We start from the raw sequence: 19,949 nt of genomic DNA, 5'->3' as shown, positions 1-19,949 counted from the left end.
ATTTGAAAAACGAATATAACATGAAAAACAAAATGAAATGGATGCTGGCAGTAGGATTATTGTCGTGTTCAGTAGCAATGGCGCAACAACAGAGCGATATTCTATCGGTAGCGGCTTCTGCAAACGCAGAAAATGCTTCTTTGGCATTTGATAAAAATGCAAAGACAATGTGGACAATCCCCTCTCAGGCATTAAAGACCGAACAATGGCTGATGTTTACCATTCAACAACCCGGTGATGTCTGCGAGCTGGAGCTTCAGATGCAAGGTATCAACAAAAATGAGTTGAAAGATGCATTGGATATTTTTGTCACTTATGACCCGATGAACCTGGGAACTCCTGTAAGTTATCAGGTAGAGGGGAGTGATAAACAAATGAAAGTGAAATTTCCCCCTAAATATGGTGCTCATGTCAAGCTGAACTTCAAATCAGGAAAGCTGGATAAGCCTTTTTCTCTTAAGGAGATTTCTGTGCTCGTAGCGGAAAAGGTGTTGAAGGACAGCAAAGGTAAAGTAACCGACCGTCGTTATATGGACGCGTCCCTTCCCGTAGAAGAACGCGTAGAGAGCCTGTTGGCTGTAATGACGCCGGAAGATAAAATGGAATTGATTCGTGAAGGATGGGGGATTCCCGGTATTCCTCATTTGTATGTACCGCCTATCACAAAGGTAGAAGCAGTACATGGTTTCTCGTACGGAAGCGGCGCGACTATTTTCCCGCAGGCTTTGGCGATGGGAGCGACCTGGAACCGGAAACTGACGGAAGAAGTGGCGATGGTAATCGGTGACGAGACTGTAGCGGCAAATACCAAACAGGCATGGTCGCCCGTATTGGATGTTGCACAGGATGCACGCTGGGGACGTTGTGAAGAAACTTTCGGGGAAGACCCGGTACTGGTTTCACAAATAGGCGGTGCATGGATTAAAGGTTATCAGTCCAGAGGCCTGTTCACCACTCCCAAGCATTTTGGCGGACATGGCGCTCCGTTGGGCGGACGTGACTCGCACGACATCGGCCTGTCCGAGCGTGAGATGCGTGAGGTGCATTTGGTTCCGTTCCGTCATGCTATCCGCAACTACGATTGCCAGTCTTTGATGATGGCTTACTCCGACTATATGGGAATTCCTGTTGCCAAGAGCACGGAACTGCTGCAACAGATTTTACGTCAGGAATGGGGATTCAACGGATTTATCGTCAGTGACTGCGGTGCTATCGGGAATCTGACTGCCCGTAAACATTATACGGCAAAAGATAAGATTGAAGCTGCCAATCAGGCATTGGCTGCCGGTATCGCTACCAATTGCGGTGACACTTATAACAATAAGGAAGTGATTCAAGCTGCAAAAGACGGACGTATCAATATGGAAAACTTGGATAACGTATGTCGTACCATGCTATCTACCATGTTCCGCAACGAACTCTTTGAGAAGAACCCTTGCAAACCTTTGGACTGGAAGAAAATCTATCCGGGATGGAACTCGGACAGCCATAAAGAAATGGCACGTCAGGCGGCCCGCGAATCTATTGTAATGCTGGAAAATAAGGATAATCTTTTGCCTTTGTCCAAGACCGTACGCACTATTGCCGTATTAGGCCCTGGGGCAGATGACCTTCAGCCGGGTGATTACACTCCGAAATTGCAGCCCGGACAATTGAAATCCGTCCTGACGGGTATAAGGAATGCCGTGGGCAAACAGACAAAAGTTCTCTATGAACAAGGTTGTGACTTTACAAATCCGGATGCAACGAATATCCCCAAAGCAGTCAAAGCCGCTTCCCAATCGGATGTTGTAGTAATGGTATTGGGCGACTGTTCCACCAGTGAAGCCACCAACGACGTCCGCAAGACATGCGGAGAAAATAATGACTGGGCTACCTTGATTTTGCCGGGCAAGCAACAGGAATTGCTGGAAGCGGTTTGTGCAACAGGGAAACCTGTGATTCTGGTTCTTCAGGCAGGACGTCCTTATGATATTCTGAAAGCATCCGAAATGTGTAAGGCTATTCTTGTAAACTGGCTTCCGGGACAAGAAGGTGGTCCGGCAATGGCGGACGTGCTGTTTGGCGATTATAATCCCGGCGGTCGTTTGCCGATGACTTTCCCGCGCCACGTTGGGCAACTTCCATTATATTATAACTTCAAGACTTCAGGACGCCGTTATGAATATGTGGATATGGAATATTATCCCCTTTACCGCTTCGGATTCGGTCTTAGCTATACTTCCTTTGAATATTCTAATCTGAAGATACAGGAAAAACCGGATGGAAATATAACAGTTCAGGCAACGGTGAAAAATACAGGAAGCCGTGCCGGTGATGAAGTGGCACAGTTGTATGTGACGGATATGTATGCCAGTGTAAAGACCCGTGTCATGGAACTGAAAGACTTCGAGCGTATTCACTTGCAACCGGGAGAATCAAAAAACGTCTCTTTTGAGTTGACACCGTACGATATTTCGTTGCTCAATGACCGCATGGACAGAGTAGTGGAAAAAGGAGAATTCAAGATATGTGTCGGCGGTATGAGTCCTGACTATAAGGCCAACAATGAGATTAAACATAGTGTAGGCTTTAGCGATAAGAAAAAGGGCGTATCCGGTATGCTTGATTATACTCATGAGTTTGGCGCTGACTTCGACCTCTCTATTTCGAAAGTGGAAGAGAATCTGACGAAGAACCAAAAGACCGTATGGGTAAGTGTGAAGAATAAAGGCACACTGATGGATATTGGAAAAGTAGAAATGTTTGTTGACGGTAAAAAGGTGGGTGATGCTATCCATTATGAACTGGGAGCCGGAGAAGAAAAACTGATTCCGTTCAAGTTGGGCAAGGACAATAAGCAGCCTGTCGCTTTTACTACCAAGTATAAAATGGTGGCTCTGTAGAGCCATCATTTGCCGGAACAAATAAATAGAAAAACACAATGAAAAGAGCTACTAACCTGTTGATAGCGGGTGTATTGGCAGGATGCATCACTTCCTGCTCATCGGAAAAGCGGATAGCCGGACATAGAATTGTGACCAATCCCATCAATCTGAACTACCGGTTTCAGCCAAAGGACGAATCGCGTCGTGAAGCGGCAGACCCGGTATTGGAGTACTTTAAAGGCTATTACTATCTGTTTGCGTCCAAGTCCGGTGGATATTGGCGTTCTGATGATTTGGCGAACTGGGAGTATATTCTCTGTACTACTATCCCTACTTTAGAAGATTATGCTCCCACTATTTTGCCGATAGGAGACACGCTCTATTTTACTACTTCCAGCGGGAAAACTCAGATATTCAAGAATGCTCACCCGGAACAAGATACTTGGGAAGCTGTGGATACCAGGCTTACTTATCGTTTGCACGACCCGGCTTTCTATAAAGATGAGGATGGCAAAGTATATATGTATTGGGGCTGTTCGGATAGAGAACCGATTATGGGCGTGGAAGTAGACCCGAAAGACGGTTTTCGTGCAATCGGTGAAGCCAAAGCGCTGATAGCGCATCATGGTGATAAATACGGTTGGGAAGTTCCCGGAAAGAATAATGAAGAGCCACGCCAGGGATGGAACGAGGGCCCTTGCATGTTGAAATTCGAAGGACGTTACTATTTACAGTATGTGGCTCCGGGCACTCAATATCGTATTTATGGAGACGGAATCTATGTAGGGGATACTCCTTTGGGGCCTTTTGAATATATGGAAGACAATCCGTTTTCATTCAAACCGGGTGGCTTCATCGGCGGGGCAGGGCATGGACATACTTTCTTGGATAAGTATGGAAATTATTGGCATGTAGCTACTATGACCATTTCTGTCCGTCATTGGTTTGAGCGGCGGTTGGGGCTTTTTCCGGTAGTTGTTTCTACCCGCAATGGTATGTATGCCCACACAGCTTGGTCGGATTATCCTTTCTCCATTCCCGACCGGAAAGTGGACTTTGAGAAAACTGATTTAAGCATGGGATGGAACCTGCTATCGTACCGGAAACCGGTGCAGGCTTCTTCGTCCCTTACCGCTTATGAGCCGGATAACGTTAATGATGAACAGATTGAAACCTGGTGGGCTGCCCAAACCGGAAAGAAGGATGAATGGCTGCAAGTTGATTTGCAAACTCCAATGTTAGTAAATGCTGTGCATGTGAACTTTGCCGACCACAATTTTAAAGTATTTGCACCGCATCCACCGGTTGCTTATCAATACTTTATCGAAGGCTCGGCAGACGGAAAGAAATGGGTAACTTTGATTGACGAAAGGGAAAATGAAAAAGATGAGCCTCATCGCTTGTTTACATTAAAGAAGCCGATGAAACTCCGATACCTGAGGATTTGTAATGCGAAAGATATGGAAGGGTGTTTTTCTTTGTCCGGCTTTCGTGTATTCGGCAAGGGAGAGGGGGTGGCACCTGCTCAAGTGACAGGCTTCCGGGCAATTCGGGATAAGGATGACAAACGAATCTATCGTTTCACTTGGGACGCACAGGAAGGAGCGACCGGATATGTGCTGCGGTGGGGAACCCAGAAAGATAAGTTGACGCACGCAGTAACTGTGTTCGACAATCAATACGAAGCCCGTTATTTTAACCGGGACTCGGAATATTATTTCTCGATAACTGCTTTTAATGAGAATGGTAATGGCAATTAATTCAATGTAAGATAGAAAAAGGTAATAATGAATAGGTATAAAAAGATTCTGTTGGCGGGTGTTTTAGCTGTGATGTCTTGTCCTTTTATACATGCGCAAGAGTTGTATAAGAATGAAAATGCTCCTGTACATGAGCGGGTGATGGATTTGCTGTCCCGTATGACCGTGGAAGAGAAGATAAGTCTGCTGCGTGCTACTTCTCCTGCCATCCCCCGTTTGGGTATTGATAAGTATTATCATGGCAATGAGGCATTGCATGGAGTCGTCCGTCCGGGACGTTTTACTGTATTTCCGCAAGCCATCGGATTGGCTGCTACCTGGAATCCTGTGTTGCAGAAACGGGTGGCTACCGTGATTTCGGATGAGGCGCGTGCCCGTTGGAATGAACTGGAGCAGGGCAGGGAGCAGAAAGAACAGTTTAGCGATGTATTGACTTTCTGGTCGCCTACCGTAAATATGGCACGTGACCCTCGCTGGGGACGTACTCCGGAAACGTATGGCGAAGACCCTTTCCTTAGCGGAGTGATGGGAACAGCTTTTGTGCAAGGACTGCAAGGGGACGACCCGCGTTATTTGAAAATCGTTTCCACTCCCAAGCATTTCGCAGCCAATAACGAGGAACACAACCGCTTTGTCTGTAATCCGCAAATATCGGAGAAACAATTGCGTGAGTATTATTTCCCAGCTTTCGAAATGTGTGTGAAGCAAGGGAAAGTGGCTTCCATCATGACTGCTTATAACGCATTGAACGATGTGCCTTGTACGCTGAATGCCTGGCTATTGCAAAAAGTGCTGCGTCAGGACTGGGGATTCCGGGGATATGTCGTTTCCGATTGCGGGGGGCCGTCTCTGTTGGTAAACGCCCACAAATATGTAAAAACGAAAGAAGCGGCCGCTACTTTATCTATTAAAGCAGGACTGGACTTGGAATGTGGAGACGATGTATATGACGAATATCTGCTGAATGCCTATAAGCAATATATGGTATCTGATGCTGATATTGATTCGGCTGCCTATAACGTTCTGACAGCCCGTATGAAACTGGGGCTTTTCGATGGAATGGAACAAAATCCATATACAAAGATATCCCCCTCGGTGATTGGCTCGAAAGAGCATCAACAGATTGCTTTGGATGCTGCCAGGGAGTGTATCGTCCTGCTGAAGAATAAGAAGAATATGCTTCCGTTGAATGTCGATAGACTGAAATCAATAGCAGTAGTAGGCATCAATGCGGGCAAGTGTGAGTTCGGCGATTATAGCGGTGCGCCGGTGGTAGAACCCGTTTCTATCTTGCAGGGAATCAAAAACAGGGTAGGCGATAAGGTGAAAGTCGTGTATGCACCTTGGAAATCTGCTGCCGATGGCTTGGAACTTATTCAGGGAGAGAACTTCCCCGAAGGATTGAAAGCGGAATATTTTGAAGACACTCATTTGAAAGGCACTCCCAAGGTGCGCACAGAGAACTGGATAAACTTTGAACCTGCCAACCAGGCTCCCGACCCGTTCTTGCCAAAATCTCCGTTGTCTATTCGCTGGACGGGAAAGCTGAAACCTACTATTTCCGGTCGTTATACATTCAGTTTTACTTCGGACGACGGTTGCCGTTTGAGCATTGACAATCAGTTGTTGATTGATGCCTGGTCGGCACATGCGGTATCTACCGACTCTGCTTCGATTAATCTTGAAGCGGGAAAAGAGTATCTATTAAAAGCGGAATATTACGATAACCGGGATTACGCTATCGCAAAGCTGCAATGGAAAGTGCCGCAAGTGGGAAAAGCTACCCGTCTCGATTTGTATGGAGAAGCCGGAAAGGCTGTCCGCGAGTGCGAAACGGTGGTTGCTGTGATGGGAATCAATAAGTCAATCGAACGTGAAGGGCAGGACAGATATGATATTCAGCTTCCGGCAGACCAAAGAGAGTTCTTGCAGGAAATCTATAAAGTGAATCCGAACATTATCGTTGTTCTCGTTGCCGGAAGCTCATTGGCTGTCAACTGGATGGACGAACATATTCCTGCCATCGTGAATGCCTGGTATCCGGGTGAGCAAGGCGGGACGGCTGTTGCCGACGTATTATTCGGTGATTATAATCCTGCCGGACGTTTGCCGCTCACTTATTACAAATCGCTGGATGAACTGCCGCCGTTCGATGACTACGATATCACGAAGGGACGTACTTATAAGTATTTCACGGGCGACGTCCTTTATCCTTTTGGCTACGGACTGAGTTATTCTTCTTTTAAATATAGCGATTTGAAAGTAAAAGACAGTGCAGATAAAGTAACAGTGTCTTTCCGCTTGAAGAACACCGGAAAGAGAAAAGGCGATGAAGTGGCGCAGGTGTATGTGCGAATCCCCGAAACAGGCGGCATAGTTCCGATAAAAGAATTGAAAGGTTTCCGGCGTGTTCCTTTGAAACCGGGAGAGAGCCGTACCGTGGACATTGGGCTTGATAAAGAACAGCTTCGCTACTGGGATACGGCGAAAGGACGTTTTGTAATGCCTGAGGGCGTATTCGACATAATGGTCGGTGCATCTTCCAAGGATATTCGTTTACAGACAGGATTCAATTTATAGGTTTTACCATATTTGTTGAGGCTGTGTAAAAGGTGATTGGTATATTTACTGCGCTTTTTACACAGCCCGGCTTTTAAATTTATTGTATGATGAAAAACAAGTATTTACGGTGCATAAATGCACTATTCTTATGCTGCCTAATGGCAGGAACAACAATGGAAGCCCGCTCCGGGCACTTCCGTCAGCCAACTTTGAAAGCGACCTATAACAAGCCTGCAAAAGTTTGGGAAAGTGAAGCGTTGCCTATTGGCAACGGTTATATGGGAGCTATGATTTTCGGCGGTGTCGGTGTGGATGTTATCCAGACGAATGAACATTCCTTGTGGTCGGGTGGTCCGGGTGAAGACCCGTCTTATGATGGGGGACATTTGGGAAATCCTGAAATGAATAAAAGTTATCTTCATAAAACTCGTGTCTTTTTACAGCAGAAGATGAATGATTTTACTGCAAATCATCCGGCTTATATGGATGAAACCGGAAAGTTGGTTACTCATGACTATGAGGGAGACGGCAAAGGTACGGAGTTGCGGAATCTCATTGACAGGCTGGCAGGAACTAAGGAGCATTTCGGTTCTTTCCAGACATTGAGCAATATCATAGTAGAGACTGTAAATCCGGTTACTTCCGAGCTTACCTATTCTGATTATACCCGTACACTGGACATCGACAATGCCATTCATCTGGTGACTTATAAAGAGGATGGAATTACTTTCAAACGGGAGTATTTCATGAGTTATCCGGACAATGTCATGGTGATGCGCTTGACATCGGATTCGAAGAAAGGAAGACTTTCACGTATTATTTCACTGGAATCTTTACATACCGACAAGGTTATCGAGGCTTCGGGCAATACCATCACCCTGACGGGTTATCCTACTCCAACAAGTGGTGACAAGCGGGTAGGGGACAGCTGGAAGAATGGCTTGAAGTACGCGCAGCAATTATTAGTTAAAAATACAGGCGGCAAAATTTCGGTTGTAGACGGGAAGAAACTGAAAGTGGAAAATGCCAAAGAGATAATCGTATTGATGTCAGCCGCAACAAATTATGTTCAGTGCATGGACGATTCCTACGATTATTTCTCAAAAGAAGAACCGTTGGAGAAAGTGAAAGCTACCTTGAAAAAGGCTGTCGGTAAGAAATATACCACATTATTGTCTGCCCACGAGAAAGATTATCATTCATTGTACGATAGAATGCAACTGAATCTGGGCAATAATCTGCCGGAAATTCCCGTTGCAACTACAGATAGCCTGTTGAAGGGCATGGATGCTCGTACCAATTCGGAACAGGAAAACCAATATCTGGAAATGTTGTATTTCCAGTTCGGACGTTATCTGTTGATTTCTTCTTCAAGAGAGGGGTCTTTGCCTGCCAATCTGCAAGGTGTATGGGGGGAAAAACTCTCTAATCCCTGGAATGCCGACTATCACACCAATATCAATGTGCAAATGAATTATTGGCCTACGCAGCCGACTAATTTGTCCCGCTGTCACCTGCCTATGGTTGAATACATCAAGAGTCTGGTACCTCGCGGAAAATACACGGCACAACACTATTATTGCAAGCCCGATGGCGGAAATGTGCGCGGATGGGTGACGCATCATGAAAACAATATTTGGGGGAATACGGCTCCTGCCAAGAAAGATACTCCTCATCATTTTCCGGCAGGAGCCATTTGGATGTGTCAGGATATTTGGGAGTATTACCAGTTCAATCTTGACAAGGAGTTTTTGAAAGCATATTATGATGTCATGCTCCAAGCGGCTCTTTTCTGGGTGGATAATCTTTGGACAGATGAGCGGGACGGTACGTTGGTGGCAAATCCGTCACATTCTCCCGAACATGGTGAGTTTTCATTGGGTTGCTCCACTTCACAGGCGATGATAGCCGAGATGTTCGATATGATGATAAAAGCCGCTAGGGTGTTAGGCAGGGATAAGGAACAGGAGATAGTGGAAATAGAAACTGCCATGAACAAGCTGTCCGGTCCGAAAATTGGTTTGGGCGGACAATTTATGGAATGGAAGGATGAAGTGACGAAAGATGTCACCGGAGACGGCGGGCACAGGCATACGAATCATCTTTTCTGGCTGCATCCGGGTTCGCAGATTGTGATTGGAAGGAGCGAGGCGGATGATAAATATGCAAATGCAATGAAAGTGACCTTGAATACACGGGGCGATGAAGGGACAGGCTGGAGTAAGGCATGGAAACTGAACTTTTGGGCTCGCTTGCATGATGGTAACCGTTCTCATAAACTATTGAGAAGTGCCATGAGACTGACTGTGCCGCATGGTCGTTTCGGTGGTGTATATACTAACCTTTTTGATGCGCATCCGCCCTTCCAAATTGACGGTAACTTCGGTTGTACGGCGGGAATCGCAGAAATGTTGATGCAAAGTCATGGTGGATACATTGAGTTGCTTCCTGCTTTGCCCGATGCCTGGAAAGACGGTGCATTTAGAGGAATGAAGGCGAGAGGGAATTTTGAAGTGGATGTAACCTGGAAAGAAGGGAAAATCACTTCTATTGAAATCTTGTCCAATTCCGGTGCGGAATGTGTGATTAAATATCCGGGCGCAAAGAATCTGAAAGTTTCCGGTGCGAAGGTCAAAGTACTTGCCGATGACCGGATTGCTTTTAATACAGTGAAAGGTAAGAGATATGCTATCAGATGAAATATTGAATGATTTAATATTCATTTTATAGTTATTGTTTTTATTCCTAATACAAAAGGAGAGGGACTGTATTCGTCGATACAGCCCCTCTTTCTTTATCCCTTTTTACCTTTTACCTATTGATTCATAACTTGATGCCTATTTATTTGCAGTCAGGCAGTTTATCATATTCACTACCAATTTGCCTGCTATCGGGTCTGTCATCGCTTTTTCCGTGCACATGGTAGAAATGATTGCTTCTCCCTTTCCGTCAGCTATTTGTAACATGGTCAGCCCGCGCATGGATTCTATTCGTTCAATGCGGTCTTCCGGTTTTCCACCGTCGATGTAAGCATGGATTTTCATTTGTCCTGCCAGCTCTGTTACATTCTTATGGCGGTGAGCTTTTAGGGTAGCTGTACATGCCACGGGAATTTCTCGCTTATTGTTATTGAAATAGCGCAGTTCCAGTACATCGATGTCGTTAAAGACCGGAGCATCATTGCGTTCCATGATTACGATATCGCCTTCCGTCGGGATTATCCAGCCCGTGATATATTCGGGATATACGGTTTTAGCAGTTTCCTTGCTGTTGAGGAAGAGAAGTTTTCCACCTTTTGACTGGTAAGTACGGAGCAATTCTTTTTCTTCATCGTTGCAAGTCGTCAGACCGGAGATGACGCAAAGGTCAGCCTTCTGTTTACTGTCGAGCAATTCCTTTACGGAAGAAACCGGCTGGTATTTGATATTCAGGAAGTCGAATACAGCTTTCGTGTTATCCTTATCCAGCAATACAATCTTTTTGCTGTTATTCACCTGACCTGCGTTCCACTCTTTACGGGCAAGCAGTAGTTCGTATTCATTGGCAGAAATAGGTAAGCCGTTTTCTGTGAGTTTCAATACCAGTTTGGTTTTTGTCTTGTTGGCAGGCAGGTTGGTCGGTAACTGGATATTTGGCTCGATATAGTGTCGTGCGTAATGCTTCACGGCAGGAATTTTTTCACAACCGCTTGTCAGGCACTTTCCGGTTTCGTCTTGTATCTCCCAGCGAAGCAGAGAAGGTTTCAAATCCGTACCGTCTTCACGGTCATTCACTATATAGATGCGTGTAGGTAACTTCTCACCGGCATACAAATTGCGTCCCCACAGCTCTGCGCTGACCAATACGGGTTGCAGAGCCCGTTTCAAGGCATAGTAAGTAGGATACGGCTCAATGTTCTGATAGTCGTATGTCTGGCGGAACCATGTCATTAACGCAAAGTGCATGATTCCCGAAGCCTGGTCGTTGGAACGGCGGAGAGTTTCTGCCAGTTCACCCGTAATGAATGCCTGTACTTTCAGGAACGAAGCCGGGTCTGCCCAGTCATAAGCTTCGTAACCTATCAATGTATAAGGATTCTGATGAATGAGTTGGTAAGAACGTGTGGGATGGCCTGTTTCGTTATTGGGATAGCCCGTAGACATTTCCTGGCTGATAAGCGGACGGTCGGCTACTTTGAACTGTTTTTGGAATTCACCGTTGAAGAAGCGGAACACCGAGTAGTCATACCAATTATAATAGCCGTGCATATCGTCAATGTCACCATCATCAATACTGTTCATAAAGTCTGCGCCAAATTTCTTGTCTTTGCCTTTCGCCTGATAATTGGAGTCGAAACAGATTGGGCGAGTGGGGTCGATGCGGCGCATCTCCTTCACTACATCCGAAATAATGCGGTATTTTTCTTTAGCGCGTTTCAGGTCGCTGTCATTGTCGTAGAACTTCATTTCATTATTTACTGTCCAGAAGAGTAATGACGGATGATTGCGATATTTTTTCAGCAATCCTAGGAATTCGTTACGCCACATCTCTAATAGGCGTTGGTCGGGAATCGGGGTGGAATGAATCATCAGCCATGACCATGTGCCTTCGAATGAAACACCAATACCATTATTGTCAGCGGCATTCATCCAAAGCTTGTTCCACGGAGTGGTATGTGTGCGTGTCACGTCGATATTTCCGGCCTTCATCAGTTGCATGAAAGTATTCGCAAGGTTTTCATCGTTAGGTGCCAGTGCAAAAGGAATATGATTTCCACCACGCAGCCAGTATTTGTTGCCGTTCAGATAGAAAAGTCCGTCCTTCACTTCAAAGGTGCGGAAACCGGAAGTTTCAGTCAGGCAGTCCAGCTCAGTGCCTTTGTCCGCAACCAGGCGGAACTTGAAATCGTAGAGATTAGGATGCTGTGGTGTCCAAAGACGGGGTTTCAGGTCGTTGATGGTGTAGGTTTCCATTCGTTCTTCGCCTGCATTGAGGCTCAGTTTCCGCAGGGACAGGCCGGAGTAAAATACGGAACCGGTTTCCTTGTCGATAATATCCGTGTAAAGGTCGAATTGTTTCTTCTTGCTGCCGTGGTTCTTTATAGTCACATCGAAAGTTGCACCATTCAATGTGGGTTTGATAAAGACATCTTCCACTTTCATCGGGTCGGTAACGGTCAGTTTCACCGGTTGCCAGATTCCGGCAGGTTCATCACCGTAGAAACCATGTGCGATGTCTTTCAGGATATCTTTCTTTACGGTCACTTTGCCGTCCTCTTTCTCACTTTCGCGGACGGAAGAGTAGAAGAAGTCGATAGAGTTGGAGTCAGCCGAAGCGTTGCCGTCTGCATTACGAGTCACTTTCACGGTAAGCAGGTTCTTGCCGGGTTTCAGCAGTTGGCTGCCGTCTACCCGGATTTCACCGAACATACCGATGTTCGAAGCTGCCAGTATGCCGTTGATATAGATTTCGGCAATTTTAGAAACGGCGTCGAAGGTCAAAGTCAGGTTCTTGCCTGCTACGTCGGCGGGCAGTTCCATCCATTGGCGATACCAGGCGTATTTCACGCGGCGGTAATCAAAGGTATAGTTTTCGCAACGGTCGGTTTCCTGTTGGTAGTAGGTGTCCGATACGCCTTTCGGCTGTGCTCCGGTGGGAGAGGGCATTGTTTCGCCGTGCAGCCAGATGCGGATAGGATTCCAGAAGTTGGGGACGGACATGATATGCCAGTCTTGGTCGTCAGTTTGTGCTGAAATAGCTTTATCCTTGTTGTCCAGTTGATAGTCAGGCATAAATAGCCAGTTGCCATCTAGCGTGATGTCCGTGCGGCTGCCGGTGAGGGCTTTTAATTGAACGGGCGCGTAGGCGGCACGTTCCTCGCGGCGTTTGTTTTCTTTTTCCGCAGGGGTGGCTTTCTTTTTATATTCCGCTACTTTTACGTCTTTCAGTGCGTCGTCCGCCATCGGGGTTACGACAAGGTCGTCAAATTCAGTTTCTATCCATCCGCCGCCTAAAGCAACTTCACCCGACGGAACGAGGTTCGCATTTTTGTCCACGAGGTCGATACGGGGGTGTTTCTCGTCATTGAGGAAGATACGGATACGGTTGCCGCAAACTTCTACTTTCACGCGATACCATTCTCCGGGCACAGGGTGGAAACCCAACGGACGGACACCCATAAACTCATCCGTACCCATATATCCCGTGCGCATCAGGTAAAGGTCGTCCTGCAATCCGCCTTTGATACCTACCACATAGCGGTCGAAACGGTTGTAATTGCGGAAACTCGCCCAGATTTGTACCTGTTCGGCATTTTTAGGGGCACGGGCTTTGAAAGAGAAAGAGTAGTTCTTCCATTCGGGGTTGCCGAATAAGGCGTAGGAGCCTTTGGAACGGAATACGTTGTCGGCAATACTGCATGTGCCCCGACCCACCACTTTCAGTGTTTCTCCGGCGTTGGAGAAGTCGTTTGTCCATGAAGCATTGTCTTGTGCTTGTCCGTTCATGCAGAAGGCGCTGCACGCACAGGCTAGAAATACTTTGCTGATTCTATTCATGATATTACAAGTTAATAATAATTTTGAGACAAAGATATCGTCCGGCAATAAATTTTAGGATGAAGTGTCGCTTAATGTACGCTTAAAATGTGATTAATTGTCCCTGCTCTTGTTTTTTTGTAAAAAGAGCCATGCCGGAATTCGAGGCCTGTAACAGACTTGCGATTTCACGGCATGGTTGTTTGATAGAGTCCCTATTCTAAAGTAACCTGCATTACTCTAGTTTGTACAGAGAATAAGACTTACCCCTCAACAATTCTGAAGAACAGGTTCTGGTTTGAGAAGTCGGTATTATAATCAATCTTTATTTGAAAATTGGTCGTTGTCGGAACTACCTTTAATTTGAATGTCTGTTCGTCACTGTCAATTTCCAAGCCGGCAGTAGTTTCATTACCTTGTGGTTGGAACTTTAATTCACACCTTCTTTTACCAAAGTACTTCTTTGCATAATCGGTTATCACAAGTTTATTTGTGGCAAAATCATATTTTATTAATACGGGAAGATTCTTTCCGGTAAGATTATCAGGCCCGCCATAAACATCCCATGAACAACCGTTTACCCAGAAATTGTGATTTTTGAAGTAATCTCCGAATTTATATACTTTGCCTACTTCCAAATCTGACAATTTCTTCTTTTCCGGGTCGCCCGTTATTTCAGATACTTTGATTTCATAGTCTGTACTGATGACGCCCGTTGCGTTTGGCTGTTTGTCAAGTCCCATGTAGATTGTGTTTTCACCTGGTTGGCGAACGGGGTCTTTGATGTACCACTGTTCATTTCCGTTAGAGTTAGTTGCTCCCTTACCGGCATCGAATGTCCAAGAGAATTTGACACCATTATTGGCTTCTGTCATATCACTCACTTTCTTGTCGTTGAAATTGAAGTTATACAGAGCCCATACCGGACTTAATGTTAAAGTATAGTTGTCGGCATCCCATTTGAAGTTAGTACCCCATTTTTCTTTTACCTTGTCATTCTGGTCGTCTCTATTCAATGTGATTTTGAAATCAGCGTCAGCAGGTTTGAAATTATACAAGGTAGTGCGCAAATCCAGCTCGTTGAAGTGGTAACCCAGTTCTTCATCATACACACCGGGGATTGCCAATTTCTTGCCTAATATACGTATATTCTGATTCGGGTCAGTATCCGGATGGTCAATACCGGCTTTTACATACATTTGAATAGCCAGTTCCTCTTTTGCGGTCGGAGCTTCCACTACATATTTCGTATCTACATTTCCTACATACAATCCCACTTCTTTCTCATTGAGAGTGAAAGGAGCTTTGTCTGTTCCTTCATCATTCATTGCGAACAGGTTAGCACCTTCTATGCCATCGGCCTGAGGACCTACCAACAGATAACTGGTCTTTTGGGCGGCATCGTAGTAAAGGCATACTTCACCATTAGCTAACTCAGTGTCTTGTGTAATCGTTGCAAGGTTGGTAGTCATCGGGATAGCTTCCCAATTGCCGCCATTGGCTTGAGTACCCAGTTTCCATGCTTTGGACGCAGTGACACCGAGATTTTCCATTGTTGTTTGGGCATTCTGTACAATGAAGACTTTTGTACCTTTGTACAGACTTTCAATGTCACTCAACGATACTGTTGTACTTCTTAATTCGATACCGTTCTTAGCGGTTGCTTCATCCTGTGAATAAATCAATACTTCTTTAGAGAATTCCTCTTCGGCAACGGTATAAGTTATTCTGATTTTACCCGACCTGTTAGCAGCTTTGGCAGTTAATACACCTTTATCAGTAACTTCGAATGTATTGTTCGGGTTTTCTGTCAATTCATAAGTGGTTGCAACTGCGAGTTCACTGAATCCCAGTTCGTCTACAAACTTCACTTCTTCGTTTTCACCGAATCCCCAGCCTATTGTTCTGGCAAGGTCGAGACTTTCCGTGCTGACGAATTTCAAGGATTCCGAGTTCTGATATACCGTACGTGTCTCACGATAAGCGAACACGCCGTTGTTGGCACTGTAGGAAGTCGGTTTCACTACGAAGTAGTTGGAACTTGTAGTCGTCTTGTCCAATGTGATTTCCAGTACTGCACCGTAGTAAGGAGCAGTCATGTTACTTGGAGTCAACTCTACGCTCAAAATGCCGTTTTCGTCTAACTTTTTAGTTGTATTTACCAACAATTGAGGCACTTCCGCACGTGTCAGCTTCAATTCGTGAATATCCGCACACTGGAAGTCAGCTTCGGACAAATCAATGTCTTTGGGCAGAATCTTGAACTTGGCGGTAGCTGTATGGGCAGTAACTACTTTGCCTTGTGTATTGGTATAGCTGGCTGCTTCCAGGAACTCGTCTTCTTCGAATACAAATTGTTTCTGGAAAAGGATAGAACTGATACCGCTGAAACCGCCGCCTTGTACGGGAAGAATATAGTTTTCACCGTAGATATAGACAGAGAGCGTTTTATTCTCTTTGTTTTCTGCCAGAATCGGTGTATCCTTGTCTGCGGTGATAGTGGTTTGCACCATTCCTTCCGTTTTCTGGATATAGATGTAACCGTTGCTCTTGTCATAATACAGTTGGTCTTTGTCTGTTCCTGGGATTTCCTGTTCGGTACCGAATGTCAGCACTTTATACCAGCCCGCACCTTTGTCTTTGGTATATCTCCATGTGCCTTCTTCCACCTTGAACTGGTAGAAAGGGGTGGCTTTATTGGAAGCCTGTACATACAACTCGTCTCCGTTGCTCAATACGATGGTATATTGCGACTGGTCTTCACTGGGATACCAGCTTTGTACGGTCAGGTTTGCGTTCAGCGCAGCTTCAATCTTTTCTTTGAATCTATCCATGTCGGACTCAACCGTTGTGATGCGGTTGTTCAGACCTTCGATATCCGAGTCGTAATCCTTGCAAGAAACAACTCCTGTTCCTAATGAAAACAACAGTGCTCCATAGAGAAAACTGTTTAATACTCTTTTGTTCATCATAGGTAAATTTTTAGTTTGATACATATTTTACTATTCTAATTTCTTTATTTCTCTGCGATAATTTCCGCGTAGTTCAGGCTGATGTCACCTTCGGACACTATCAGGTTGAAGTCGGCATATCCGCGTGCTTCACGGGAGTAAACGGCTACTTCGGCTTCTTCCCATGCGCCGCCTGTGGCCGGGAGACTTACGCTTTGGGTCATCGTGTCGCCAATCTGGCAACGTACGCTGGCTGCACCATTGCTGGAGTAGCGGAAGCGGATGGTGGATGCTCCGGTTCGGAAAGGAATCTCTTTCCATCTTAGCGTATTCAGACCGCCGGAAGTGAGGTTGGCGTGCCAACCGCCGTTGTACTTCGTATCGTCGCTGTATTTCACCACGCCCTGTTCGGGAGCATTGTTCATTTCTACTTCCATCAACAGCGACTCTATCTTGCTTCCCGAAACCGAACCGTTGAAACAATAGTCGCAGGCTTCCGCTTCCAATTTCTGTCTGGTCGGGAAAGGACGGTTGCTGTACTTGCGGAGCAGGTTGATGCGTTGGTTGGGATAGTCGTAGTAGATTTTATCCGAACTGCGCCACCAGGCTGCGTTTTCGGCAAGGTCAGTAAATCCTTCCAGGAATACGAGGTCAGGCTTTTTAGCTAAGAACGATTCCATCATCTTGGTTGCGTAGCGACCGTGGTCGGAGTCGATAAACTGCCAGTTCGGACGGGCGAGGTCACCTTGCACGAAACCCGGGCATCCGCTGCCTACACTGAAACCTTTGAAGTTGTAGGCGGAGATATAGGTGTTGTAGATTAAGTTCTCATTGTACACTTCCTCTGACATATCCATAGTGGGAACTGCAAACCAGTTGTGAATACCGTCCAGATAGGGACAGTTTACCAGTGAGAAGTCGCGGTCGGTCCATTCGCGCTGAATGATAAGGAACGGGCGCACGCCGAACGTACTGTTGAAATCGTCACTGATACACTTCAGGATATAGCTCAACTTGCCGTTGTAGGCATCCGATTTTGTTTCATCAAGCCCGGTCGTACTTTTGTATTTTGCCGGGTCTTTCTTCATCAGTTCGCTGAGGTAACTGTCCTGCAGGAAGCCGTTAGGATTCCAGAACAGGATAACCGGGCGTCCGTCTATCTCGAACCAGTAGTCGCGTGGCACGTTTTCGAACGAGGGTTTCAGGTTTGCATCCCAGATGTAGTAGTACACTTCCTTGCGGAAATCGTTGTTTGCCCCTTTCATATCTTCTTTCTCGGGGTCGAGGAACAGCAACGGATAGTGTGAGCCTTCTACACGGCTACCGTTTTTGAATGGCTTGTTGTCATAACCGTAGCCTTTGTGCGCGTTACGCGCAGCCGACCATGAAGCAGGCGTATCATCGAAGATGGCGATTTTGAACTCGTGTTCCACACCTTTACGCTTGATAGCTGCCATCAGGTCGTGGAGCTTGTCGGGACGTCCGTGGTCAATATCCTTGTTGGCTTCACCGCGACAGTTCATAGCAACATAATCCTGACCGCTGTAAGCGATTTCTTCTACGAAGTTATCCCACCAGTCATCTTCGGTAATCGGACCGGGATAAGGTTTGTCGTCCTGTGCTTCCGGATAAGCGGAAGCAACGTAGCGGCAGAATAATGAACGGTTGTGCATGGTGGAAACGTCGGTTCTGGGCTTGTCCATCTTTTGGCGTAGGTTACCTTCGAATCCTGCCAGTGTACCTATCTTGTAGGAACGTACGATTTCCTGTTCTGTTCCCTGTCCGCCTTCAGAACCCGGACCGTCCGGTCCGTCATTCGGATTGTCGTCCGAGCACGTCCAGCAGAAAGCGCCCAAGCCCAGCAGACAAATGTATTTCCAATATTTATTTTTCATATTCTTTCTATCATTAAAGAGTTTACAATCTTAGTTTTTCTTGAATTGCTGACGGGTGATGTCCAGATAAGTCCGGCCGTATCCGTTGCCGTACCCTTCTACTGTCGGCTCAATAAAGGAGTCGAAGTTGTACTTGTTGTAGGAGTCGATAAGAATTAACCGGTTGCGTCCGGCATTCATCTTGGCTACGTTGCACATGGTGCGGTAGGTGGCAGCGTCTTTCTTCACAATCGGAGAGTTGCCGACAGAACCGCGACCGTCTTGCACCAGTTTGTTCCATGCCGGACCGACGCAAGGAACGAACTCCATGCTGCCGTCGCCGAAAGCGGGCAACGCTGTTTCACGGTTGTACTTCCAGTTTTGGTCTATCATCTGCGGGTACATATAGGAACGGCTCATTTCCGACTGGTCGTACATATTGCGACTGGCTACGGCGTCTACGCAACCTTCCATGTAGAAGTATTGGTAACGCATCTGGTTGCACCATACATCAGCGCTTTCCACCATGATGTAAATGTCGTAACCTGTAGCTTCTTTCACCGCTTTGCGGATGCTGTCATACATTGCTTTGGATTCTTGCGCATAGATTTCGCCTGTCTTGTTCTTGATGTAAACTACCGGGCGTGTGCCGCCTAGTTTGTAGTAGCGGTCGTCCGAGAAGTAACAGCCGATTTTGCTGAAGAAATTGTTCAGTAGTTGCTGGCGGGTGTAGGTGACACCGTCATATACCTTTCCGGCAGCAGTCTCGATGCAGTTGCTTGAAGAAAGGGTAGGAGGCAGATCGACAATGTTGTTCCAGTTGACCGAAATTACTATTTTCATTGTTTTCAAGTCTACGAAGTCTACTCCCGGTTGACCGAGGTGTGGCATCGGCAGGCGTTTGCCACCTCTGCCGGAACGTCCCAGCATCATTGTGACGAACAGTGAATCTCCCTGGTTGATTTCCGTACCGGGGCCCTTGCCCAAGTCAGCGCCCACTTCGGGCAGGATGATAAAGTTCGCTCCTGCTTCAATGCAGTCGTCCACGTGCTGCTGTACCATCGGTATCATGCGGTAACTCTGGCTTCCTGCGTCCGGTTGCAAATAGCCGTCCTTTTGTGATTCGGGCATTACTTGTGGTGTCAGGTTGTTGTAGTCGCTCTTGGCGCTCAGTTCCTTGTCTGTCAGCGTCAGAAGTTCCCAACGGGTGAAATTAGCGTCACCATTCGGTCTGGTGGTGATGTCATTCCCCTTGTAGTAGAAGATGCCCACCTGATAATCTTCGGTGACAGGAATTTCCGGAATCTCGTAGTTCAGGAAGTAGTCATCGACACTCGGACCTTCTTCCTTGCTGCATGCTGCAAGAAGTAGTAAGGCTGCGGAGCATCCGGTAATGTATTTCATTAGTTTCATAACTGTC

8 protein-coding genes are annotated in these 19,949 nt (G+C 46.3%); 4 read left to right on the top strand and 4 right to left on the bottom strand.

What is annotated here, in order from left to right; translation table 11 throughout:
• The first annotated feature begins 20 nt into the window (after positions 1 to 20).
• The 4 genes from BQ7997_RS00930 to BQ7997_RS00915 all read left to right on the top strand — a co-directional run bounded on the left by BQ7997_RS00930 (position 21) and on the right by BQ7997_RS00915 (position 9,888).
• On the top strand, positions 21 to 2,885 hold the full coding sequence (locus tag BQ7997_RS00930) for a glycoside hydrolase family 3 C-terminal domain-containing protein (RefSeq protein ID WP_073342613.1): 2,865 nt from the start codon (positions 21 to 23) through the stop codon (positions 2,883 to 2,885).
• Between the two features lie 38 nt (positions 2,886 to 2,923).
• The gene (locus BQ7997_RS00925; RefSeq protein ID WP_073342609.1) at positions 2,924 to 4,627 is read left to right on the top strand and encodes a family 43 glycosylhydrolase; all 1,704 of its coding nucleotides are present in this window, start codon (positions 2,924 to 2,926) and stop codon (positions 4,625 to 4,627) included.
• A 27-nt stretch (positions 4,628 to 4,654) separates the two neighbouring features.
• On the top strand, positions 4,655 to 7,207 hold the full coding sequence (locus BQ7997_RS00920) for a glycoside hydrolase family 3 C-terminal domain-containing protein (RefSeq protein ID WP_073342607.1): 2,553 nt from the start codon (positions 4,655 to 4,657) through the stop codon (positions 7,205 to 7,207).
• A gap of 89 nt (positions 7,208 to 7,296) precedes the next feature.
• Positions 7,297 to 9,888: a glycosyl hydrolase family 95 catalytic domain-containing protein gene (locus tag BQ7997_RS00915; protein WP_073342791.1), complete on the top strand. Its 2,592-nt coding sequence runs from the start codon at positions 7,297 to 7,299 to the stop codon at positions 9,886 to 9,888.
• A gap of 138 nt (positions 9,889 to 10,026) precedes the next feature.
• Here the strand turns inward: BQ7997_RS00915 and BQ7997_RS00910 are convergent, their stop codons facing one another.
• The 4 genes from BQ7997_RS00910 to BQ7997_RS00895 form a co-directional block, all read right to left on the bottom strand.
• The gene (locus BQ7997_RS00910) at positions 10,027 to 13,725 is read right to left on the bottom strand and encodes a glycoside hydrolase family 2 TIM barrel-domain containing protein (RefSeq protein ID WP_083589133.1); all 3,699 of its coding nucleotides are present in this window, start codon (positions 13,723 to 13,725) and stop codon (positions 10,027 to 10,029) included.
• 242 nt (positions 13,726 to 13,967) lie between these two features.
• The gene (locus tag BQ7997_RS00905; RefSeq protein WP_210436298.1) at positions 13,968 to 16,676 is read right to left on the bottom strand and encodes a hypothetical protein; all 2,709 of its coding nucleotides are present in this window, start codon (positions 16,674 to 16,676) and stop codon (positions 13,968 to 13,970) included.
• A 44-nt stretch (positions 16,677 to 16,720) separates the two neighbouring features.
• Positions 16,721 to 18,550 (bottom strand): DUF5010 domain-containing protein, encoded by a 1,830-nt coding sequence (locus BQ7997_RS00900; protein ID WP_073342602.1) that lies wholly within the window; start codon positions 18,548 to 18,550, stop codon positions 16,721 to 16,723.
• A gap of 30 nt (positions 18,551 to 18,580) precedes the next feature.
• The gene (locus tag BQ7997_RS00895) at positions 18,581 to 19,942 is read right to left on the bottom strand and encodes a glycoside hydrolase family 99-like domain-containing protein (RefSeq protein WP_073342599.1); all 1,362 of its coding nucleotides are present in this window, start codon (positions 19,940 to 19,942) and stop codon (positions 18,581 to 18,583) included.
• Positions 19,943 to 19,949: the final 7 nt, after the last annotated feature.

It is taken from the genome of Bacteroides congonensis (assembly GCF_900130125.1).
GTDB lineage: Bacteria > Bacteroidota > Bacteroidia > Bacteroidales > Bacteroidaceae > Bacteroides > Bacteroides congonensis.
The sequence above is the reverse complement of the archived record's forward strand: the minus strand, read 5'-3'. Positions and strand labels throughout refer to the sequence as shown.

Coding starts and splice junctions, on each gene's coding strand:
- BQ7997_RS00930 (WP_073342613.1), top strand. CDS start 21: ATGAAAAACAAAATGAAATGGATGCTGGCAGTAGGATTATTGTCGTGT.
- BQ7997_RS00925 (WP_073342609.1), top strand. CDS start 2,924: ATGAAAAGAGCTACTAACCTGTTGATAGCGGGTGTATTGGCAGGATGC.
- BQ7997_RS00920 (WP_073342607.1), top strand. CDS start 4,655: ATGAATAGGTATAAAAAGATTCTGTTGGCGGGTGTTTTAGCTGTGATG.
- BQ7997_RS00915 (WP_073342791.1), top strand. CDS start 7,297: ATGAAAAACAAGTATTTACGGTGCATAAATGCACTATTCTTATGCTGC.
- BQ7997_RS00910 (WP_083589133.1), bottom strand. CDS start 13,725: ATGAATAGAATCAGCAAAGTATTTCTAGCCTGTGCGTGCAGCGCCTTC.
- BQ7997_RS00905 (WP_210436298.1), bottom strand. CDS start 16,676: ATGATGAACAAAAGAGTATTAAACAGTTTTCTCTATGGAGCACTGTTG.
- BQ7997_RS00900 (WP_073342602.1), bottom strand. CDS start 18,550: ATGAAAAATAAATATTGGAAATACATTTGTCTGCTGGGCTTGGGCGCT.
- BQ7997_RS00895 (WP_073342599.1), bottom strand. CDS start 19,942: ATGAAACTAATGAAATACATTACCGGATGCTCCGCAGCCTTACTACTT.